Source organism: Mesorhizobium sp. EU05-FHT14A09, from assembly GCF_058790995.1.
In genome coordinates, this window is sequence record NZ_JBYTDF010000004.1 from 214,200 (window position 1) to 234,937 (window position 20,738).

At 62.6% G+C, this 20,738-nt stretch carries 17 protein-coding genes; 2 read left to right on the forward strand and 15 right to left on the reverse strand.

Going from position 1 to position 20,738, the window contains the following annotated elements; translation table 11 throughout:
• Positions 1-12: 12 nt before the first annotated feature.
• On the reverse strand, positions 13-1,260 hold the full coding sequence (locus AC3WTO_RS16115) for an extracellular solute-binding protein (RefSeq protein ID WP_492461751.1): 1,248 nt from the start codon (positions 1,258-1,260) through the stop codon (positions 13-15).
• A 138-nt stretch (positions 1,261-1,398) separates the two neighbouring features.
• Here AC3WTO_RS16115 and AC3WTO_RS16120 point away from each other — a divergent pair, with 138 nt between their 5' ends.
• Both AC3WTO_RS16120 and AC3WTO_RS16125 read left to right on the forward strand, forming a co-directional pair.
• Positions 1,399-2,604, forward strand: a complete 1,206-nt coding sequence (locus AC3WTO_RS16120; RefSeq protein WP_492461752.1) for an ROK family transcriptional regulator — start codon at positions 1,399-1,401, stop codon at positions 2,602-2,604.
• A gap of 228 nt (positions 2,605-2,832) precedes the next feature.
• Positions 2,833-3,768 (forward strand): cyclase family protein, encoded by a 936-nt coding sequence (locus tag AC3WTO_RS16125; RefSeq protein WP_492461753.1) that lies wholly within the window; start codon positions 2,833-2,835, stop codon positions 3,766-3,768.
• Positions 3,769-3,820: 52 nt separating this feature from the next.
• Here AC3WTO_RS16125 and AC3WTO_RS16130 read toward each other — a convergent pair whose 3' ends face one another.
• The 14 genes from AC3WTO_RS16130 to AC3WTO_RS16195 all read right to left on the reverse strand — a co-directional run bounded on the left by AC3WTO_RS16130 (position 3,821) and on the right by AC3WTO_RS16195 (position 20,188).
• The gene (locus AC3WTO_RS16130) at positions 3,821-5,845 is read right to left on the reverse strand and encodes a beta-N-acetylhexosaminidase (RefSeq protein WP_492461754.1); all 2,025 of its coding nucleotides are present in this window, start codon (positions 5,843-5,845) and stop codon (positions 3,821-3,823) included.
• A gap of 51 nt (positions 5,846-5,896) precedes the next feature.
• On the reverse strand, positions 5,897-6,379 hold the full coding sequence (locus AC3WTO_RS16135; protein ID WP_492461755.1) for a GNAT family N-acetyltransferase: 483 nt from the start codon (positions 6,377-6,379) through the stop codon (positions 5,897-5,899).
• A gap of 29 nt (positions 6,380-6,408) precedes the next feature.
• Complete coding sequence (locus tag AC3WTO_RS16140; protein ID WP_492461756.1) at positions 6,409-7,347, reverse strand: ABC transporter ATP-binding protein; 939 nt, start codon at positions 7,345-7,347, stop codon at positions 6,409-6,411.
• Entirely contained in the window at positions 7,344-8,147 is an 804-nt protein-coding gene (locus AC3WTO_RS16145; RefSeq protein WP_492461757.1) for an ABC transporter ATP-binding protein, read from the reverse strand. Before AC3WTO_RS16145 ends, AC3WTO_RS16140 begins: the two co-directional genes overlap by 4 nt.
• On the reverse strand, positions 8,144-9,046 hold the full coding sequence (locus AC3WTO_RS16150; RefSeq protein ID WP_492461758.1) for an ABC transporter permease: 903 nt from the start codon (positions 9,044-9,046) through the stop codon (positions 8,144-8,146). Before AC3WTO_RS16150 ends, AC3WTO_RS16145 begins: the two co-directional genes overlap by 4 nt.
• A complete protein-coding gene (locus AC3WTO_RS16155; RefSeq protein ID WP_492461759.1) occupies positions 9,043-10,026 on the reverse strand; it encodes an ABC transporter permease in 984 nt (327 codons plus the stop codon). The genes AC3WTO_RS16150 and AC3WTO_RS16155 overlap by 4 nt, the downstream gene beginning before the upstream one ends.
• A gap of 30 nt (positions 10,027-10,056) precedes the next feature.
• Positions 10,057-11,772 carry an ABC transporter substrate-binding protein gene (locus AC3WTO_RS16160; RefSeq protein WP_492461760.1) on the reverse strand — a complete coding sequence of 572 codons (1,716 nt, stop codon included), beginning with the start codon at positions 11,770-11,772 and terminating at the stop codon, positions 10,057-10,059.
• 571 nt (positions 11,773-12,343) lie between these two features.
• The gene (locus tag AC3WTO_RS16165; protein WP_492461761.1) at positions 12,344-13,129 is read right to left on the reverse strand and encodes a SapC family protein; all 786 of its coding nucleotides are present in this window, start codon (positions 13,127-13,129) and stop codon (positions 12,344-12,346) included.
• 171 nt (positions 13,130-13,300) lie between these two features.
• The gene (locus tag AC3WTO_RS16170; protein WP_492461762.1) at positions 13,301-14,917 is read right to left on the reverse strand and encodes an FGGY-family carbohydrate kinase; all 1,617 of its coding nucleotides are present in this window, start codon (positions 14,915-14,917) and stop codon (positions 13,301-13,303) included.
• A gap of 62 nt (positions 14,918-14,979) precedes the next feature.
• Complete coding sequence (locus tag AC3WTO_RS16175; RefSeq protein ID WP_492461763.1) at positions 14,980-15,708, reverse strand: SDR family oxidoreductase; 729 nt, start codon at positions 15,706-15,708, stop codon at positions 14,980-14,982.
• A 129-nt stretch (positions 15,709-15,837) separates the two neighbouring features.
• The gene (locus tag AC3WTO_RS16180; RefSeq protein ID WP_492461764.1) at positions 15,838-17,091 is read right to left on the reverse strand and encodes a sugar ABC transporter permease; all 1,254 of its coding nucleotides are present in this window, start codon (positions 17,089-17,091) and stop codon (positions 15,838-15,840) included.
• Positions 17,088-17,897: an ATP-binding cassette domain-containing protein gene (locus tag AC3WTO_RS16185; protein WP_492461765.1), complete on the reverse strand. Its 810-nt coding sequence runs from the start codon at positions 17,895-17,897 to the stop codon at positions 17,088-17,090. Before AC3WTO_RS16185 ends, AC3WTO_RS16180 begins: the two co-directional genes overlap by 4 nt.
• A gap of 82 nt (positions 17,898-17,979) precedes the next feature.
• Positions 17,980-19,041 (reverse strand): ABC transporter substrate-binding protein, encoded by a 1,062-nt coding sequence (locus AC3WTO_RS16190; RefSeq protein ID WP_492461766.1) that lies wholly within the window; start codon positions 19,039-19,041, stop codon positions 17,980-17,982.
• 262 nt (positions 19,042-19,303) lie between these two features.
• Positions 19,304-20,188 (reverse strand): cupin domain-containing protein, encoded by an 885-nt coding sequence (locus AC3WTO_RS16195; protein ID WP_492461767.1) that lies wholly within the window; start codon positions 20,186-20,188, stop codon positions 19,304-19,306.
• Positions 20,189-20,738 lie beyond the last annotated feature (550 nt).

Below are 20,738 nucleotides of genomic sequence, written 5' to 3' on the forward strand. Positions count from 1 at the left end.
AAGCGGCGTGGCTTAACGCAGCCGTCCGGCGGCCTTCGTCGCCGCCTTCATGGCATCGTCCGTCGAAGCCTGGCCGAGCAGCACCTTCTGGATGTTCTTCTGCAGGATCGACGACAGTTCCGGATAGGATGGCGTCATCGGACGCGCGAACATCACGCCGAGCGAAACCTTGGCGGCTTCGATCAGCTTCTCCTGCCCCTTGGTCACGGCCGGATCCTCATAGGACGATTTCCAGATCGGCAGGCTAAGCTTGGCGTATTTGTTCTGCGTCTCCTGCGAGGTCATGAAGGTGATGAACTTCCAGGCCTCGTCGGCGTGCTTGGAGCCGGCGGAAATGCCCAGGCCCATCGAGCCATTAATGGCGGAGGCTTCGGCCTTGCCCTTGAAGCCGGGGGCCGGAACGATGCCAACCTTACCCGCGACCTTGCTCTCCTTCGGGTCGTTGGCCATGTTGAACATGTAGGTCCAGTTCAGCGCGAAGGCGGCCTCGCCTGCCGAGAACACCTTGCGCACGTCCTCTTCCAGATATTCGCGCGAATTCGGGTTGGTGACGCCGTCGTCCAGGGTCTTCTTCATGTAGTTGACCGCCTCGACCGAACCGCCCGTGTCGAAGGACAGCTTGCCGTCCTGGCGGAAAGAGCCCTTGGCGCCGCCGACCATCGACGTGTAGTCGCAGATCAGCGCCTCTGCCTGGCTCCAGCTCCAAACGATCGGATATTTGGCGATGCCCTTGTCCTTGATGATCTTGGCCTGCTCGGCCAGTTCCTCGAAGGTCTTGGGCGGGGCGGAAATGCCCGCCTGCTTCAGCATGTCCTCGTTGTAGAACAGGTACTTGGTGTCGAGGATCCAGGGCATGCCCCAGATCTTTCCATCATAATCCACAGTGGTCCACGCGCCATCGAAGACCTTGTCCCTGTCACCTTTCGGGACGCGGGCGGTGACATCCTGCAGGAAGCCCTTGGTGGCGAATTCCGGTGGCCAAATCACGTCGAAAAGGACGACGTCATATCCGGAAGAGCCTGCCCCTTGAGCTGCCACGATCTTGTCGTGCAGCGCCTCGTAAGGCACGAATTCGAGATTGACCTTGAGACCTGGATTGGCCGCCTCGAACGCCTTGGCCATAGCCTTGGTATCATCCTCGCTGTAGGCAGCCTGTTTCATGAAAATGGCGTTCAGCGTCACGTCCTCGGCGAAAGCCGGAAGCGACTGATGGATCAGCAGCGCAAGCCCGCAGGCCGCGCCCTTGAAGAAGCTGTTCATTGATTCCTCCCGATTGGCAGCTGTCCAGCCTGTGCGACCTCGACAGCCGAGCCGACTAGACCATGTGAAATTAATTAAATCAAGTTGATTGGCTTATATTTTCCTTCATAATCGACCGAACTCGCGTAGAGAGTTCACATGACCCTCAGAAGACCCGTCGCAGGCACCAATCTCGAACAAGCCAAGTCGCACAATCGCCGCGTCGTCATCGAGGCGATCAGGACCAATGGCGCGCTCTCGCGCGCCCAGATCGCGCGGCTTACGGCGCTCAGCTCACAGACGATTTCCAACATCGTCGACGAGTTGGAGCGCACCGGGCTGGTCCGCGCCGAGGCGACACAGAAAGGCGCGCGCGGGCAGCCCGCGGTACCCTATTCGATCGACCCGAATGGCGGCTATTCGATCGGCCTGCAGCTTGACCATCAAACCGCGGTCGGCGTCGTCACCGATCTTTCCGGCACCTTGCGCTCGCGCATCGAGCGCAGCGTCGACAGGCCGACGCCGGCAGAAGCGATGCCTTTGCTCGCCGCGATCACCGAGGAACTGGTGCGGTCCTTCCGTTTCGACCGCAGCCGCCTGCTCGGCATCGGCATGGCAATGCCCGGCCCCTTCGATGTGGAAGGAATGACGTCGGTCGGCCCGACCGCCCTGCCCGGCTGGCAGGATTTTCCGGTCGCGCTGGAGCTGGAACGCCTGACCGGCCTGCCGGTGACCTTCGAGAACGACGCGACTGCCGCGGCCATCGGCGAGCGGCTTTACGGCGTCGCCAAGAATCTCAACAGCTTTGTCTATCTCTTCATCGGCACGGGGCTCGGCGCCGGCCTTTTCCTCGACGGTCATCTCTACAAGGGCAGCCGTCACAATGCCGGCGAGATCGGTCACATGATCGTCAAGCCGGACGGGCTCGCCTGCTTCTGCGGCAAGCATGGCTGCCTGGAACGCTACGTCTCGCTGCGCGCCGCCTATGATTGCCTCGAAATGCCAGATCCCGACCATGCTTCGCCCGACAGGCTGGACGAACTGCTGGCTGCCGGCGACGCGCGCCTGCTCGCCTGGGCCGATCAGGCGGCAGCGCCACTACGGCAAGCCATCGATGTGCTGGAACTAGCATTCGATCCCGAAACGGTGGTGCTCGGCGGCTTCATGCCGCTTGCCGTCATCGAGCTGCTGGCAAGCAGGCTCGAGCCATTGCACCTGTCGGTTTCATCGACACGCGCGCGCACCGTGCCGCGCGTCCTGATCGGCGCGGCCGGCAAGGACACGTCTGTCCTGGGTGCTGCCGCGCTACCGATCTTCTCCGAGACCAACCCGCAATTCGACGTGCTGCAGAAACCGCTCGATTGAGGCTCACGCCATAAGGTCTTCGCACCATCGGTTTTTTGCGCGTTGGCTCGTCAAAGCGCAATTGCGATGCTTGCCGTGCGGGCGGGATTGCAGGATCGTTGCCTAGAGCATTTTGTAGCCAAGTGGAATCACTTGGCGTTACAAAAATGCGGCGAAAACAAAAACTTAGAGCGTTTCCGCGTTTCCGTAAAGAACGGAACGCTCTCGTCAAATCGACAGGAGAGGATCATGAAGGCAATGAGCTTTGTGCGGCTCGCCGCGCTTGGCGCCGTGCTCGCGGCAAGCAGCGCCGCATCGGCGGAAGAACCGGCATTCTGGAAATTCTACGAGCAGTCGCTGAAGTCGGCGAAATACATCGACCTGACCCATGCCTTCGCGCCGGTTCAGCCGGTCTGGCCGGGCTTCGGGCCAGCGAAGTTCAAGCCGGCCGTGGCCGGCGCCGACATCGAAGGTTACGTCAAGAAGGGTGACGAGTTCACCTATGAGAAGCATGGTTTCGTCGCCAGCGCCTACGACCTGACCACCGACCAATACGGCACCCAGCTCGACCCGCCCTCGCACTGGAACCCGAAAGGCGCGACCATCAGCGACCTGCCGCCGACATTCGCGGTGCGGCCGCTGGTGGTGATCGACATCAGCGCCAAGGCGAAGGCCGACGAGGGTTATCACCTCAAGGTTTCAGACATCGAGGAATGGGAGAAGAAGCACGGCCGCATCCCCGAGGGCTCGGTCGTGTTCGTACGCTCCGATTGGTACAAGAAATGGAACGAGCCGGAACGCTTCGCCAAGGCACCATTCCCGGGAGTGAGCCTTGACGCGCTGAAGTTCCTGCATCTGGAACGCAAGATCCTGTTTCACGGTCACGAGCCGCTCGACACCGACACCACGCCGACCCTGGAAGGCGAGTATTGGCTGATGCACAACAACTTCGTCCAGGCTGAAGGCGTGGCCAATCTCGACAAGGTCCCTGAGGCCGGCGCACTGGTGACGATCGGCTTTGCCAAGCCGCAGGGCGGCTCGGGCGGCTACGCACGCTATGTCGCGATCGCTCCGTCGGACTGGCCGCAGGGTGTTTCCATCATAGACGCCCCCGGGGCCCCGCTTCCTGAGCAGACTGCTCCGCTGAAACGCGACAAGGACGGCGTTTTCCGGCCAACACCGTAACAGTCATGGCGCGGAGGCCTCCATCGTCATGACGAGGATGGAGGCCAGCACCTCACGCCGCGGCCGTGATGCCGTAGAGGATCGGCATCAAGCCGGCCAGCGCCTTGAAGCGCTCCCATGATTTGCGCTCGGGCCTGGTCCAGCCCGTCTCGGCCACCGCGGAGATGCGCGGAAACACCAGCCGGTCGAACACGCCGCGGTCGGTCATCGGTTCCGACCAGATGCAGGATTGTATGCCGAGGAAGTGCTTCCTCTGCTGTTCGGTCCACCCCTCCACCGGGTCGAACTCATAGAGCGTCTGTGGTTCCGACCAGCCGGCCCAGGCAGCACCCGGCTCGGACCAGGCAGGGCTGTTGGCCATGTCGAGATAATAGACCTGCCCCGGACAGACGACGATGTCGTAGCCGCGCCCGGCAAGTGCTGCCGACACCTCGACCGAACGCCAGCCATTCAGGAAGCTCTTGTCCTTGTCGATGATATCGCCATGCGCCGCCTCTTCCCAACCGCCGGTGATGCAACCGCGCGAGGCCAGGAATTTCTGGATACGCGCAAGGAACTGCGCCTGCAGCACGGCAGCGCCCGAACCGTCGATTTCGTCGGCGCCGTGGTGGTTGGTGACGACGTTGAGGCGCTTGGCATGTGCGGCCGCGACGTCGGCACCGGCGAGTTCGGCAAGTCTTGCCAAAGCCTCCGGCGAGCCGGACCAGGCGCCGATCGGCACCTCGTCGGCGCCGACATGGATGCGCTTGTATGGGAACAGCTCGATCACCTCGTCGAGGATGGTCTCGAGAACCCGGTAGGTCTCCTCGCGCGCCGGGTTGAGGCAGTTGTTAGGAAAGCCCTGCACCGAATAATAGTCGCCATGCTCGGCCGGATCGCGCAGTTCGGGGATCGCCTGCAGCATCGCGTAGCAATGGCCGGGAACGTCGATTTCGGGAATAACCTGGATGCCGACACGACCGGCCAGCGCAACGATCTCGCGCACCGAAGCCTTGCTGTAATAGCCGCCGGCCCGCTCCGGGCCGGAACCCAGCAGCGGCGGCAATGGCAGGCCGTGACCGCGCCAGGCACCGATGCGGGTCAGTTCCGGATAGGCATCGATCTCCAGGCGCCAGGCTTCGTCGTCAGACAGGTGCCAGTGGAAGCGGTTGAGCTTGTTCCAGGCCAATATCTTGAGGAAACGGCTGACCTCGGCCGTGCCGTAGAACTGCCGGGCCACGTCGAGATGTGTGCCACGCCAGCCAAGCGACGGCTCGTCCTTGATCTCGCCTTCCAGCGGGAACAGGAATGTCTCGGAATGATGGCGTGCGCCCCGCAGGATCTGGCCCAGCGTGATCAGCCCGTAGAGCAGGCCGGTGCGCGTCGCCGCCGAGATCATCACGCGACCGCCGGCGAAACGGATGGCATAGGCCTCCGGAGCGAAATCGTCGGCCAGGGCGAGGGATACCGGCAGACCACCTTCGCCTTCCGGTCGTACGATCCCCTCCACCGGAAACAGCCCTTCAACCAGTTCGACAAAGGCGGATGCGGCCGCCTTGGGCTCCTCGCCCTTGGCTTCGATCGCCAGACCTTGCGGCACGGCAGCGCGGCCCGATACGGACACGCTGTTCGGCCATGGCACAATCGACACCGGCACCGGCGCCACATGCGGCACGGGATAAATCTCGGCGCCACGCTTCAGCGGTGCGTTGTCACCTTTGGCCTGGGTCGGGGCGACGGAAACCGGCACTGTCGTCCCATCGGCCAAGGCGACATAGGCGGTGTTGGCGCCATCGGTCCAGTGACGCAGCGGATAGGACAGACCACGCGCGGTTACAGTCCAAGACGCTCCGGATTCCAGCACGAAGCCGTCAGGCGGTGACAGTTCGGAATGGTTGGAAAGCCGCGCGGTCAGGACGCCGCCCTCGACTGCCGCTGCCGGATCGATGCGGGCGGGACCGCTCACGCACAGCTTGAAGCCGGAAACCGGCTTGGCCGAGAGATTGGTCAGCGTCAGCGAATAGGCCAAGCTCTCGCCGTCAACGGCAGGGGTCCAATGGGTCTGCAGGCGGAAGGCTGATTTCGGCTGGATGGTCATGTCAAACTTTCAGTCAGGCAAACGTTGCGTTGGAGGTGGCGAGCCAGCGCGCTATTCGCGCGACCGCAGCTTCAACAATCCGGCATAGATGCCGGGTTCGGAGTCGGGGATCATGGTCGCGCCCACCGTGCGCTCGTAGAATTCCGAAGGTCCGACATCGCCGATGATACCATAACCGTAACCCATCGTTTTCAGGTCGAGCAGCGAAGCGAGCAGCAAGGCATGGCCGATGCCGAGGCCTCTTGCCGCCTTGTCGACGCCGGTTGGGCCGAAAAACCCGCGCGCGATCGACTCGTGGCAGGAGAAGCCGATCAGCCTTTCTTCGCGTGTCGCCAGGAAACAGGTCGGTGGCTGGCGCATGATGGCGACGGCCGTTTCGCTCGACCATCCCGCGCCGAACATCTGGCGTACCCAGTCGGTGACCAGTTCAAGCTCCGGGGCCAGCGCCCTGCGGATCGTCACTCCGGCTTTCTGCATGCGCTCTTCCAGCGCGGGGTCCGGTTTCAGGAGAGAGAGATTGACGAGGTAGTCCATACTGTTTCTGCCGCTTCAGGAGATTTGGTTCACGCGCCGAGGGCGCGGATGAAATGATTGGGGCCAACCTGCTCGACGATGTCGGAAGCCGGCCTGCTGATACGGCGTACCTCTTCGGCATGACCGAGGAAACGCGCGCTGTCACCCGGCACGAAAGGCCGATCCGGATCCGGCACCGCCGAGAGCAACAGCTTGGTGTAGGGATGCCTGGCGTTCCGGATCACCGTTTCCGTATCACCCCACTCCACCATCTGGCCGGCGAACATGACGATCACCTCCTCCGCGACATGCGCTGCTGTCGCAATGTCATGGGTGATGTAGAGCAGCGCAAGCTGTCTTTCGCGCTTGATGCTGGACAGCAGCTCGAGAATCCCCAGCCGGATCGACACGTCGAGCATCGAGGTTGGTTCATCCGCCACCAGCACCTCCGGCCGCACGGCAAGAGCACGCGCGATGTTGACGCGTTGCCGTTGGCCGCCGGAAAGCTCGTGTGGAAATTTGGCAGCCGTTATCGCCGGATCGAGGCCCACAGAGGCAAGCAGGCCAGCGACGCCCGAAACCATCTCGGCCTTGCCGCCGGCATGCCCATGCAGCTTCAAGGGCCGCGCCAGATGGTGCTGGATTGAAAAGACGGGATTGAGCGAAGCGAACGGGTCCTGGAACACCATCTGCACAGCCCGCCTGTAAGCGGCCTCACCCGCCTTTGGGCCGGGATGAGTGATGTCACCGCCACGAAAGTACATCCTGCCGGCCGTCGGTTCGTCCATGCGGGCGATGATGCGTGCGCAGGTGGTCTTACCGCAGCCGGACTCGCCGACCAGCGCCAGCGCCCGTCCAGGCTTCAGTGCCAGCGAGACGCCACGCAGCGCCTGCACCGCACCGAAACTGCGTTCGATGCGCTCAAGCCGCACAACGGGTTCGGTCAGCGCCTCGGCGCCATCAACTGGAAGGCTCGGCTGCGCGTTCATGCGGCCGCTCCGTGTCCGGGCAGCTGCGGGATCGCCCCCCACAGCTTGCGCGTGTATTCATGCACCGGCGCGCGGCTGACCTGCCGCACGTCACCAACCTCGACCAGTTCGCCTTTCAGCATGACGCCGACACGATGGCAGAGCTGCGCCATCAGATGCAGGTCGTGGGTGATGAACAGCACCGAGAAACCGTGGCTGCGCTGCAGGTCGATGACCTGTTCCAGGATCTCGCGCTGCACCACCACATCGAGCGCAGTGGTCGGCTCGTCCATGATGATGAGCTCAGGCCGCAGGGCGAGGCAGATGGCGATCACGATGCGCTGCCGCATACCGCCGGAGAATTGGTAGGGATAGTCGTCCAGTCTTGTCGGCGAAATGCCGACCAGCTTGAACATCTCCTCGGCACGCGCCCGCGACTGCGCCTTGCTTGCGCCGGTATGGCGGGCCAGCACGTCATGGAACTGCGCCACCACCCGCATCAGCGGATTGAGCGAATTCATCGCGCTCTGGAACACCATGCCGATGCGCCGCCAGCGCACCTTCTGCAGCGCCGTCTCCGGCAGCTTCAGCAGATCCTGGTCATCGAGCAGAACCTGACCGCCTGCCACCCAGGCCGGCGGCTTCGACAGCCGCGTGATGGCGTAGGCAATGGTGCTCTTGCCACAACCGGATTCGCCGGCAAGCCCGAACAGCTCGCCACGCCCGATGTCGAAGGACACGTTCTTCACGGCGCGGAATGCGCCGCCGTCGGTCAGGTAGTCGACGTCGAGGTTGCGGATCTGAAGCAGCGGGGCGTTCATCGGGCAGCCCTCAATTCACGGGCCCGCAACCGGTTGAGCCGCAGCCAGCGGCTCAGCGCCGGTCCGGAGCGGAGTTGCGGATTGGCGATCTCGTCGAAGGTGAAGTTCAGCAGTGCCAGGCCCAATCCGACGATGGCGATGCCGAGCGCCGGTGCACCGATGTCCCACCAGGCGCCGACAATGATCGCCGAGGAATTCTGGGCGTTGTAGAGCATGGTGCCCCAGGTGACATTCAACGGGTCGCCGAAACCGAGATATTCCAGCGTCGTCTGTGCGACGATCGCATAGATGATCGAGCCGACCAGGTTGATACCGATCAGCGGCACCAGATTGGGCAGGATCTCGACGAAGACGACGCGCCACCAAGGTTCGCCCACCATGCGCGCCGCGACAACGAACTCACGGTTCTTCAGCGACAAGGTCTGCGCCCGCGTCATGCGAGCGCCCCAAGGCCACGATGTCAACGCGATGATGGCCATGATCGCCATCGGCCCGACGGTACCCGCAAAGGATGCAAGCAGGATCAGCAGCGGGATGTTGGGAATGACCAGCACAGCATTGGTGGTCAGGTCGAGGACTGCGTCGGTGCGGCCGCCGAAATAGCCGGCGATCAGTCCGATCGCGGTGCCGAGCGCCGTGATCGCCAGGCCCGTGGCGAAGCCAACCGCCAGCGATGGCCGCGCGCCCCAGACGAACTGCGCATAGACGTCACGACCCATCTTGGTGGTGCCGAAGACATGCTCGGCTGTCGGCGGTTGATGGGAACGGCCGACGCGCTGGGCGGGATCGCCGGGCGCTAGCACAGGCGCAAACAAGGCCATCAGGCAAAGCGCCGTTATGATGATGAAGCCGGCCACCGCCTTCTTCTGGCGCAGGAACAGTCTGAGACCCGAGCTCATGTCCGTCCCTCCTGTACCCTGGGGTCAACCACGCCGTAGAGCATGTCGACCAGCAGGTTGGCACCGAGCGTGGCCATCGTCATCAGCAGCAACTGTCCCTGGATCACCGGATAGTCGCGCGCGACGCTCGCGGTGAACAGGGTCAGGCCAAGCCCAGGATAGTTGAAGACGATCTCGGTGACGATCGAACCGCCAAACACGGCGCCCAGCATAAGCGCAAGATTGGTCATCACCGGCAGCATGGCGTTGCGTGCCGCATAGCTGAACATCACCGCGGTGTTGCCGAGCCCTTTCGCCCGCCCCATCGTGACATAGTCCTCGCCCAGCACCGAGATCATGGAGGAACGCATCGTCGTCTGGAATTCGCCGATCATGTAAGGCGAAAGCGTCAGCACCGGCATGATGGCGTGCCAGAACACCGAGCTGAAGAAGGTGAAATTGATGCCCGGGTCGAGGCTCGGGTCATAGGCGTAGCCCACCGGGAACCATCGCAACGTCACGCCGAAGGTGAACAGCGTGGCGAGCGCGATGATGACCGGCGGCACCGCGATCAGCACGACAGAAAAGGGCGAGACGAACGCATCGAAGCGCCCGCCTCGCCGCCAGGCTGCCACTGCGCCGAGGGAGACGCCGACGCAGAGCGAGAAAACGATTGCTGTGGAGACCAGGAAAGCGGTCCAGCCGGCCGAGCGGGCCAGAACCTCGGTGACGGTCTGCGGATAATATTTGACCGACACGCCGAGATCGAAAGTGGCCAGCCCCTTCAGATAGTCAAGGAACTGCGACCATATCGGCTGCTCCACGGCGCCGAAGCGGGCCTTGATCGCCTCGATCGCCGCCGGCGTGGCGCGCGGCCCGAGCTGGGCGATCATGCTGTCGACCGGGCTCCCCGGCATCAGCCGGGGAAGCGTGAAGTTGACCACGACGGCAAACAGGAAAGCGGCCAGATAAACCCCGAGCCGTCGAAGAGGTATACGCATCGCCGCTATCCCGTCGCCGATCCCTCCCGATTACTGCACTGGCTTCAGCCGCAGCAGATGCACAAGCCGCAGGCGATTGTTGTCGTGGTCTTCCGGGTTCATCACCGGCTCGTCCTTGGTCACCCAGCCGGTGAAGCGCTTGGTCGAATACTGGAACCAGGTCGGCCCGTTGAACACCGGCACCACCGGGAATTCCTTGGCCACGATCAGTTGCACTTCGTTGAAGAGCTTGTGACGCTCCTCTTCCGAAGTCGCCTTGCGATAGGCGTCGAAGACCTTGTCCAGTTCCGGATTGGAATAGCGCGAAGGCGCCGAGGTGATGCGGCCGGCGAACGGCGTCGACAGCGACTGGTAGTAGCCGCGGAAAGGCGTCGGCCCGTCGGCGCGGGAATTCATCACGGCGTCCAGCGTACCGTCGAGAATCTGCTTCTGCCACTGCTCATATTCCGGCGTCGCCACCGAAGCGTTGACGCCGATCTTGCGCAGCCCCTCGACGCCGATCTGCACGGCATCGATCCAGTCCGTCCAGCCGTTCGGTACGGCAATGGAGAAGGCGATCGGCTGTCCTTTCGGCGTGGTGCGGAAACCGTCAGCGCCCTTCTTGTAGCCGGCATCGTCGAGCACCTTGTTGGCCTTGTCGACGTCGTAGGCCATCCACACGTCGAGCTCGCCCTCGGCAGCCTTGTTGCGCCAGCTGTCGAAGCGCGGCGGCAGGCCGGATGCATGCAGGTTCACCACCGGATATCCGAAGCCGGCAATGTCGACCATCGAGGTGCGGTCCATCGCCAGCGAGAAGGCATGGCGGAAATTGACGTCGGCGAAGGCCTCGGCATTGCCAGGGTTCTTGGTCTTGAAGTTCATCTGGAAGGCCACCGTTTCGGCGGGTGGCTGCCAGTAGCCATTGTTCTTCGCGTCGAGCGCGACATAGGTTTTGTCGATCTGCGGGATAAACGAGCCGATCCAGTCCATCGTGCCTTCAGGGAGCAGCGCCAGCATCTGGTCGTTGCCCGAGATCTGCGGCAGCTTCAGGCAATCGACCTTGAGGTTGGCGGAGTCCCAGTAATTGGGGTTGCGGCACTGTTCGTAGACCTGCGGCGTGAAGCGCCGGACTTCGGTCATCGGCCCGGAACCAACCGGCTTCTCGTTCTTGAACGCCAGCGGATCCTTCACATCCTTCCAGATATGCTCCGGCACCACTGGGAAATCGGCCAGCGTTTCGGGAAAATGCGTATCGACGGCCTTGAGGTTGATCTTGATCTCGGTCGGCGATGGCGCCTCGACGGAGGCGACGGTTTCACCGACGCCGACCGTGTCTACCGCCGGATTCTTCAGCATCAATTCCAGCGTGAACTTCATGTCTGCCGAAGTCAGCGGCTTGCCGTCGGACCACTTCACGCCATCGCGCAGCGTGTAGGTGATAGACTTCAGGTCGTCGGAGAATTTGTAGGCCGTGGCGAGACGCCAGATCGGCTTGCCGCCGTCATAGTCGTTGAAGATGACCAGAGGCTCGTAGATGAAATCCATCGTGCTCTGGCGACGTCCGCCGAGATCGAACGGATTGAAGTTCTGCACCCAGCTGGTCTGCTCCTCGATGTGCATGGAGAGCACGGCTTCGGCGGATGCGGGGGTCGATTGGGCGGTCAGCCCGGCAGAAACGGACAGCGCTGCGAAGGCAGCGCCGGCGAACAGACGCCGCAGCGACACGGCCCGGTGGAAAGAAGACGGATTCGTCCTGTTGGCACGCATGTTTTGGTTCCCCTTGGTTGGAATTGACCCTTCCGCTCTTGTTGGCGGATAGAATAAATCAATTTGATTTATGGGTATGAGTGAAGCGGCCCCGCGTCAACCGTGAAAAAGACCGTTCCGACGAAAAAATCGTTTTAACATAATGGCTTGCGGGAAATGTGGGCGCGCCCAATGCCGCCGGAATTCGGGCTTTCAGGCCGAAAATCGCAGCACGCAGAATGGCTTAATTTGGCCGCTTTGGAGGTTGCTTCACACTCGTACAGCGAACGGAAGATCACCTCTGATCCTATGATTGTGAATATCAGCCATGTGCAATCTTAAGGTGTATTTTCTGCTAGAAACGAGGGAGCAATGCCCTTGAACTCCCCCTCAGGGGCGGACATTGACGTTGGTTTTCAGACGGTTGTCCGATGCTCGAAATGAATGTGCTGCCCCGTGGCCCGCACATTCATTGTCGGCTGGGTCGACCCTGAGCGCTCCGATGGAGCGTTCAGGACGATCTTGGGAAGCGCGCCGGAACAGGCCGCCCCTGCGCGAACGGAAATCGCAGAGCCGGCCAGAGCCGACCTCCTCAGGCTTTCTGCAATGCCGCCTGATGGATCAGCGAGCTCCAGCTGTTGGTCGATGCAAGATGGCAATAGACCAGCGTCAGCGCGCCGGATTTCCTGAGGTCGAGGAAGGCCTCGTCGCTCAGCTTGTTGAAGGCGTCTTCATCGATGATCTTGAAGTCGGTAAGGTTCAGAACCTCGCCGTTCTCCAGCGTCACCGTGCTGCGGCGTTCGACGAAAAGCCCGTGCGCGGCGATCTTTTCGACCATCGCGTGGGTGGCCGCGAAATCCATCTGATACTGATTGCAGAAGGCGAGCGCCTGCTTGGTCGCCTCGGTGGCCTCCGCTCCCGCGAAGAAAGGAACAGCCTTGTCGCCGCGCGCAGCAGCGACGACCTGCTCGACCACTCGGTCGCTGGCCCGGTCGACACACAAGGCAAGCCGCCCGCTGCCTTGTCCGCCATCGTCGGCGAGGATGAACGGATAGCGGCGAACATAAGCGGGGATGTAGTGCGGCTTGGCCCACTGGCCGTCCTTGTCGACGAACAGGTTCTCGCCTTGCCTGAGACCCGTGATGACGACCGGCTGGTTGCTCGGGCCAACGAAGACGATCGGGTAGGAACGCATGGCCGCCGGCATCTCGCCTGTCACCACGGGCAGCGCATGCGCAGCGCGCGTGAATGTGAAATCAACACGCGCGGCGAGCCCCAGCGAACCATGGCGGTCGGGATTCATCGCCTCGGGGTTGGTGTAGAACAAAGGCAGCGCTTCCGCCGCCTGAGCCGTTGCGATGCCATTGTCTGCGGTCATGTCTCGTTCCCCCGAAGCCGGCGCATGTCGATGACGGTCTGCCTTCGTGCATTCCAGTGCGGCAGCGTCTTACGCCATCGGCCGGGAAAAAGTCCATCCGCCGCATATGGTGGGAAGAGGAATAGACCCAAGAATGGTCAGGCGCCATCCCCGCCGCCGGCGGGAACGAAGCTATGCGTCGCCACGAACCGCCCTGCCCGCTTTCTGCAGCAATTCGAACGCCTGGAAACGGTTTGCGTGCCATCCGGCAGGCGCCGTGTTGGGCTGGTAGATTTCGCCAAGCTCCGACATCGCGGCCATGGCCGACGCCATGTCTGGGTAATCGTCCGACGCGACGGCGCCCAGGATGGCAGAACCGAGCAGGACCGGTTCCGGCGAGGTCGAAGCTGCAACCACCAGCCCGATCGTATCGGCCAGAAGCTGGCGCACCAGCGGGCTCTGCCCGGCGCCGCCACTGACAACGATGGTGTCGGTAACAACACCCTTCTCGGCGAGGACGCCGACGATCTGGCGGGCGCCATAGCCAAGACCGCAGATGCCGGCCAGGTAAAGCCCAATCAACCCGCTCAGGCTGGTGTCCATGCCGATGCCGGCGATCACGCCGAGCGCTTCGGGATCGGCAAATGGCGCGCGGTTGCCGAGGAATTCCGGCACGACATGCAGTTTGCCCATCAGCTCTGGCGCATTTCCGGCCCCTCCAAGTTCTACAGCCTTCGTTGCGAGCCACTGGCTGAGGCTCGTCCCTGCCATCCTGGCTTGCGCCTCCGCCTCGGCGGAAGCCGGGTGCATGCGCACCAGATGATCGATCGCGGCACCCGCGGCAGACTGACCGCCTTCGTTCAACCACAGCCCCGGCACCATCGCCGAGAAATACGGCCCCCAAACGCCATCGACGAATGCCGGATCGACGGTTGTCGACATGGTACAGGCCGACGTACCGAACACGTAGGCCATGCGCGTCAGTACGCTTCCCGCACTTCCGCGTGCACCCACCGTGCCGATGCCGCCGGCATGGGCGTCGATGAGACCGGCCGCCACCGGCGTGCCTTCGACAAGGCCGAGGTCATGCGCGGCTTCGGACGTCAACCCCTTGCCCAGCGCCGTACCCGCCGGCACGACATCCGTGCCGATGCGGCGGAACTGCTCGTCGGCCAGCGCGCCAAGGCCGACGGTACGGAAATAGCCTTCGTCCCAGCGCTGCTGATGCGCCAGGTAGGTCCACTTGCAGGTGACGGTGCAGGCGGATCGTGCAAGGCTGCCCGTCGACTTCCAGGTCAGGAAATCGGTCAGGTCCATGAACTGCCAGGCACGTGCAAAGGTCTCCGGCTTGTGTTCGGCCAGCCATAGCAGTTTCGGCGTCTCCATCTCCGGCGAGATGGCACCACCGACATAGTTCAGCACCGCCTCGCCAGTGCGGTTGATGCGCGAAGCCTGCTCGGTGGCGCGATGATCCATCCAGACGATGATGTTGCGCTCGGCCTCTCCAGTCGGCCCGACGGAAAGCGGCGCTCCATTCTCCCCCAACACCACCAGCGAGCAGGTCGCGTCATAGCCGATACCCGCAATCGACGCCGCCGGCACACCAGCTTTGGTGACGGCTTCCCGCGTGCAGTCAGCCACCGCCTGCCAGATGTCGTTGCTCGATTGCTCGACGATGTCCCCTGCCTCGCGAAACAGCGCAATGTCGCGCTTGGCAGAGGCAAGCATGGCGCCGCGCGCATCGAACACGCCTGCGCGCGCGCTACCCGTGCCGACATCGATGCCGATGAAGTGTTTTGCCGAAGTCATGCGATTACCCGTGAGCCGAGAAAGGGAAACAACGCCGGCGCATAAGCCGGCGGCGGTCGATGTCAGAGATCGTTGCTCTGCGGCAGGATCACCAGGTCGCGAATGGTGATGTTGCGTGGCCTGGTCAGCATGAACATCACCGCCTCGGCCACCTCCACCGGCTGCATCAAGCCGCCGGCGGCAAGCTCATCCTCCAGTTTCTGCTTTGGCCAGTCGCTGATCAGCGCTGTCACCACCGGCCCCGGAGCGACTGCGCCGACACGCAGGCCATGCTTGGCCACCTGGCGGCGCAGCGTGTGCACAAAGGCCTGGATGGCATGCTTGGAAGCCGTGTAGATCGGCTCCCATACCACAGGCACAAGACCGGCGATCGAGCTGGTGACGACGACATCGCCGGTCTTGCGCTCGACCATGTGCGGCAACACCGCGTGGATGGAGCGGAACGCCGCGTTGATGTTGAGGTTCAGCACGCGGTCCCAGGCATCCGGGTCTCCATCCAGCACCTCGCCGCCGACGTATGAACCGGCATTGGCGTGGAAGATGTCGAGCTGACCGGCCTTGTCCAGGATCTGCGGCATCATGCCGGCCACGCTTGTCGGGTCGATCAGGTCGATCACCACGGGGAATGCCTGCGGCCCAAGGTCCTCGCAGACGGCTTTTAGCGCATCCTGATTGCGGTCGACGAGCCCGACCCGCACGCCGGCCGCGACCAGATGCCTGGCGCACTCCAGGCCGATGCCCGATGCAGCGCCGGTGATCGCCGCGACTTTTCCGGTAAGGTCCTGAGCCATCTCTGCCTCTTGTTCTGCTTGGTTTGCTTGGGAGTCGAGCAATTCCAGGAAAAGTGCGTCGCGGTTTTGCGTCTGGAATTGCGTAAAAAGAAAACGAGAGCGTTTCCGTGAAAACGGAAACGCTCCAGATCAGGCGCGACCGTGCGAGACACGAGACCTGCGTGCCAGCGAGTCGACGATCACAGCGATTGCCAGGACGGCGCCGGTGATCATGTAACGAAGCGACGAAGACAGATCGAGCAGCGTCAAACCACTGGCGATCGACTGGATGACGATGATGCCAAGCAGGGCCGAATAGGCGCTGCCGCGACCGCCGAACAGGCTGGTGCCGCCGATCACCGCCGCCGCGATCGCATTGAGATTGACGTCACCGGTTCCGGCCTGCTGGCTGGACGAGGCAAGACGCGCCGCAGCCAGGATGCCGCCGGTGGCCGCCAGTGTCGAACACAGCATGAAAGCGGTGGTGTAGATGAAGCGCACATCGATGCCGGAACGCCGGGCAGCCTCACGGTTGCCGCCGACGGCATGCATCGAGCGGCCCCATTTGGTACGCTTGAGCGCGTAATTCATCGCCACGACGAGGCCGACGAACAGGCCGAACATCCAAGGAATGCCGCGCGAGCTGTTGAGGTAGAAAACGATCGACTCCAGCACGACGATGATAGCGATGGCGCGGACCAGCAGGCTGGCCGTCGATTGCGCTGAAAGTCCCGCCTCACGGCGCCGGGCAGCCTCGCGATAGCCGGTCCAGAACACGCCGATGCCGGCAATCGCCGCCAGCCCGTAAGAGACCCAGGCCGGCATCACCATCAGCTGGCCGAAATTCACCAGCGCGGATTCATATGGCAGGTTGATCGAGCCGGTAGATCCCAGCAGATAGAGCTGCAGGCCAAGCACGGCGAGCAGGCCGGCCAGCGTCGAGACGAAACTCGGCATGCCGAAGCGGTTGAACAGCAGCGCGTAGACAAGCCCGATCACCGCTCCCGCCGCCATGGCGGTGACGATGGCGAAACCGACCGGCCAGCCCTGGTTCACCCACAACACGCCGACCAGGGCGGATGCGAACCCGCTGACCGAACCGACCGAAAGATCGATTTCGCCCAGCATGAGGATACAGACGATACCAAGCGCGATGACGCCAACGGTCGAGCAATCGAACAGAAGATTGACCAGATTGTTGGCCGACAGGAACACCGGGTTCAGGCTCTGGAACACCGTCCAGATGATGGCGAGGCCGACGATCACCGGCAGCGAGCCGAGGTCGCCCGACCGCACGCGGTCGAAGAAGGCACTGACGGCACCGCCAAGCCCTTCGGCATGTTTCACGCGCACGTCGGCGCGGTCGAGAAGCTGGGGCGCAGTTTGCGGGGTTTTGTCGGTCATGGCTGGCTCTCCTGAGCTTGCGCGCGACGGCTGGCCCGGCGGGAAACAGAATTGTTCTCGGCGCCGGTGATCGCGCTGACCAGTTCCTGGTTGGACGCATCGGGAAGGAAGACGCCGTTGTTCTTGCCAAGCCTCAGCACGACGATGCGGTCGGCGACGGCACGGACGTCTTCCATGTTGTGGCTGATCATGATCACGCCGAGGCCGCGCTCGCGCACCCGCTCGATCAGATCGAGCACTTCCGCCGTCTGGGCGACACCGAGCGCCGCGGTCGGCTCGTCGAGCATGATCAATTTCGGATCGAGCAGCAGCGATCGCGCGATCGCCACGGTCTGGCGTTGACCACCCGAAAGGGAGGCGATCGGCTCGCGCACGCTGGGAATGCGCGCCGACAGCTCGTTGAGCAATTTCCAGGCCTTGATCTCCATCGACACCTCGTCCAGCCGCATCGGGCTGAGCTCCTTGCCGAGAAAGATGTTGGCGACCACGTCGAGGTTTTCGCACAATGCGAGATCCTGGAAGACGGTGGCGATGCCAAGGTCGAGTGCGGTTGCCGGATCGGAGAGGACGACCGGTTCGCCCTTGAAGGTGATGGTGCCCGACGTTGGCTGGTGCACGCCGGCAAGCACTTTGACCAGCGTCGACTTGCCGGCGCCGTTGTCGCCGACAAGCGCCACGACTTCGCCGGCATGAACGTCGAGATCGATGTCGGTCAGCGCCGATACGGCACCGAATTGCTTGGAGATGCCGCGCAGGCTGAGCACAAGCTCACGTGCAGAGGCCGACCCCTGTGATGTTCCCGTCATGATGCAAGCCTTTCCAGGATTTTTCGCCCACGATAGGCAACGCTGCTCCGCCGGCAGGCAGCGGAGCAGCCGCAATCGTGGCTTACTGCGTGATGCCGAGTTTCTTGCAGCCTTCGGCATAGCGGCCGGTGCAGAGCTGCTCGGGTGTCGCGATCTTCTTGTCGATGATCTCGGCCTTCAGGTTCTCCTGGGTAACGACCACTGGCACGAAGAGCTGCGAGGGGGTGTCGAACAGCGTGGCCTCGGCTTTCGGCGTTTCGCCCTTGAGGAACTGAACCGTGACATTGGCGGCGGCCGCTGCGACGATCTCGCTCGGCTTGTTGATCGTGTTGTATTGGTCGCCGGCAATGATCAGCTGCAGGCCGGCCAAAGTGGCATCATTGCCGGTGATCGGTGGCACCGGGTCAAAACCGCCTGCCTTGAACGCCGCGATGGCGCCGCCGGCCGTGCCGTCATTGGCAGCGACGACACCCAGGATGTTCTTGTCGAAGCGGGTGATCTGGCCGCTCGCCCACTGCTGCGCCTTTGGCGGGGCCCATTCCGGCGTATCGTATTCCGCCAGGATCGGATAGCCGCTGCTGTCGAGGCCGGCATGAATGCCTTTCTTGATCAGGCCGGCTGCCGCATCCGTCGGCGAGCCGTTGATCTGCAGCACGCCGGTGCCTTCGCCGGCCTTCACACCCTTGTCTTTCAGGTGCTTGACCAGCGAGTCGGCAATCGACTTGCCGATGGCCTCATTGTCGAAGGATACGTAGAAGTCGGCCTTGGCGTTCGGGATCGGGCGATCATAGGCGATCACCTTCACGCCTTGCGCCTGCGCCTGCTTGACCAGCGACGTGGCGGCGATGGAATCGACCGGATCGATGACGATGACCTTGGCGCCTTGCGAGATCATCGAGTTGAACTGCTGCTGCTGCCGTGCGGCATCGGCATCGGCGTTCTGGTAGAGCACCTTGCAGGAGGCGCAGAGCTTTTCCATTTCCGCCTTGAAGCCGGGATAATCATGCTCCTCGTAGCGGGTCGAGGCCTGGTCCGGCATCAGGAAGGCGACGGTAGCCCCCTCGGCGCTTTGGGCTAGTGCCGCGCCGCTGGCAAGAGACAGGGCCAGCATCGCAAAGCCTGCTGTTTCCCATGAGTTTTTCATTGCATCTTCTCCCTTGAACGATATGACAATGAGTGATCTGAAAGACTGCCCTCCCAGGCAGCACGGATCCGTCAGCAGGCCTATCGGCACGGCGCCGATGGCAGCTTCGGGACAAAGCTTTCCCCTCGCGAGCAGCACGGGGCCGCTCACGTTATTTTTCTTCCGCTGGTGTTTCCTCCCTCGTCCTCCGTGCCGGGCGGCCTCGGCCGCTTTGCTAATGTTGGTGAAACCGCCTTGGTAACGAAGCTTTGGCCGCGTTTACTCAGGCGGCTTTCGCCGCGTTTATGTGGTCGATCGTCAGGCGCCGGAAGCGCGATGGCGTCATGCCCTTCTCGGCCAGGAACTGGCGGTTGAAATTCGACAGGTTGTTGAAACCGACCTCGAAACAGATGTCGGTGATCGGTGCTTCTTCGTCGCTGGTCAGGATCTGGCACGCAAGATTGATGCGCAGCCGCTTCACATACTGCACCAGCGTCATGCCCGTGTGGCGGCGAAAGGCTCGTGAGAAAGCCGAGGTCGACTGTCCAGCGATGCGTGCCAGATCCGCCTCGGTGAACGGATGGGTCAGGTTCTCGCGCAGATAGTTGAGCGCCTTGTTGATACCTGCCGACATGTAGCCGGACGGGTCCGGCAGATAGTTCGGACTGGCCAGCATGCGCGTGCCCTGGCCACGGCTGAGCAATCCGGTGATGGCCATGAACAGCTCGATGCGGCGAACACCTTGCGCCCTCATCAACTCTTCCATCACCGGAGCGACCTGGCGACTGGTCTCGGTCGAAAACAGCACGCCGCGCCGTGACTGCTCCAGCACCGGCGCCAATGCTGTGAGTTCCGGCAGCACGCGCATGGTGTCGCCGATGAAACCCTCATTGAACTGCAGGATGCGGCAACGTAGCGGGATGGTCGATCCGGCCGGGATGTCGCTCACCCAATTATGCGGCAGGTTCGGCCCCGTCAGAACCAGATTTCCCGGTTCGAACTCCCCGATGAAATCGCCGACGAAACAGCGGCCGGCGGTGGCGACCACGAGATGGAGCTCGTATTCGGGGTGGAAATGCCAGCGTACCGTATGGAACGGATAGCCGTGCGACCAGGCTTTGAACGACTCGCCCTGTCGAATCTGGACGACTTCCAGGTCCGGACCCATGTGTGTTTCCTCCGGGCGTACGGCAATCTCACCGCTACGGCCCTTTCCCAATCGGCTGGGTGTTTTCCAGCTCTGACCTTCGCAACAGACGCTAATCCTGACGCTGAGACAGCGCCACCACGTTTGGGTGTTTGCAATGATACTTTTTTGACCCTAACCGGCAAAGATATGCAGATGTCGCCAGGTTGCGCTCCCCCGACGCGACGGCTTTGCATGAGCTCCGTCATCATTCCATTAAGCATTGATTTACCAATGCGGCCGGCAGCTGTGGTTGTCGAAACGAAACGTTTCGCGTCGGGACCGCGAGTCGAATAGCCCCGAATGCGGTCGGGCTCATCACAAAGGCGGCTCATGGCGGACTCGGGCAACACGGTTGCTCTGAGCCGAGATGGGTCCGATCACCCCTTTTGGGGAACCGCGCCCAACGACCCCGCCACCCTCTTTCATAACGATCTATATATGAGATCGGCCTTAGATATCATTTTACCGAACCGCATGGTTGGGCGATGGTGCCGCTTCCGGCTGGATATGTCCCGGCCATACCACCTTC

Excerpts from the sequence above, each read along its gene's own strand:
- AC3WTO_RS16175 (WP_492461763.1), bottom strand. The coding sequence starts at position 15,708 with ATGGCTCAGGACCTTACCGGAAAAGTCGCGGCGATCACCGGCGCTGCA.
- AC3WTO_RS16135 (WP_492461755.1), bottom strand. The coding sequence starts at position 6,379 with ATGGACTACCTCGTCAATCTCTCTCTCCTGAAACCGGACCCCGCGCTG.
- AC3WTO_RS16140 (WP_492461756.1), bottom strand. The coding sequence starts at position 7,347 with ATGAACGCGCAGCCGAGCCTTCCAGTTGATGGCGCCGAGGCGCTGACC.
- AC3WTO_RS16185 (WP_492461765.1), bottom strand. The coding sequence starts at position 17,897 with ATGACGGGAACATCACAGGGGTCGGCCTCTGCACGTGAGCTTGTGCTC.
- AC3WTO_RS16120 (WP_492461752.1), top strand. The coding sequence starts at position 1,399 with ATGACCCTCAGAAGACCCGTCGCAGGCACCAATCTCGAACAAGCCAAG.
- AC3WTO_RS16180 (WP_492461764.1), bottom strand. The coding sequence starts at position 17,091 with ATGACCGACAAAACCCCGCAAACTGCGCCCCAGCTTCTCGACCGCGCC.
- AC3WTO_RS16145 (WP_492461757.1), bottom strand. The coding sequence starts at position 8,147 with ATGAACGCCCCGCTGCTTCAGATCCGCAACCTCGACGTCGACTACCTG.
- AC3WTO_RS16130 (WP_492461754.1), bottom strand. The coding sequence starts at position 5,845 with ATGACCATCCAGCCGAAATCAGCCTTCCGCCTGCAGACCCATTGGACC.
- AC3WTO_RS16115 (WP_492461751.1), bottom strand. The coding sequence starts at position 1,260 with ATGAACAGCTTCTTCAAGGGCGCGGCCTGCGGGCTTGCGCTGCTGATC.
- AC3WTO_RS16125 (WP_492461753.1), top strand. The coding sequence starts at position 2,833 with ATGAAGGCAATGAGCTTTGTGCGGCTCGCCGCGCTTGGCGCCGTGCTC.
- AC3WTO_RS16155 (WP_492461759.1), bottom strand. The coding sequence starts at position 10,026 with ATGCGTATACCTCTTCGACGGCTCGGGGTTTATCTGGCCGCTTTCCTG.
- AC3WTO_RS16150 (WP_492461758.1), bottom strand. The coding sequence starts at position 9,046 with ATGAGCTCGGGTCTCAGACTGTTCCTGCGCCAGAAGAAGGCGGTGGCC.
- AC3WTO_RS16160 (WP_492461760.1), bottom strand. The coding sequence starts at position 11,772 with ATGCGTGCCAACAGGACGAATCCGTCTTCTTTCCACCGGGCCGTGTCG.
- AC3WTO_RS16170 (WP_492461762.1), bottom strand. The coding sequence starts at position 14,917 with ATGACTTCGGCAAAACACTTCATCGGCATCGATGTCGGCACGGGTAGC.
- AC3WTO_RS16190 (WP_492461766.1), bottom strand. The coding sequence starts at position 19,041 with ATGAAAAACTCATGGGAAACAGCAGGCTTTGCGATGCTGGCCCTGTCT.
- AC3WTO_RS16165 (WP_492461761.1), bottom strand. The coding sequence starts at position 13,129 with ATGACCGCAGACAATGGCATCGCAACGGCTCAGGCGGCGGAAGCGCTG.
- AC3WTO_RS16195 (WP_492461767.1), bottom strand. The coding sequence starts at position 20,188 with ATGGGTCCGGACCTGGAAGTCGTCCAGATTCGACAGGGCGAGTCGTTC.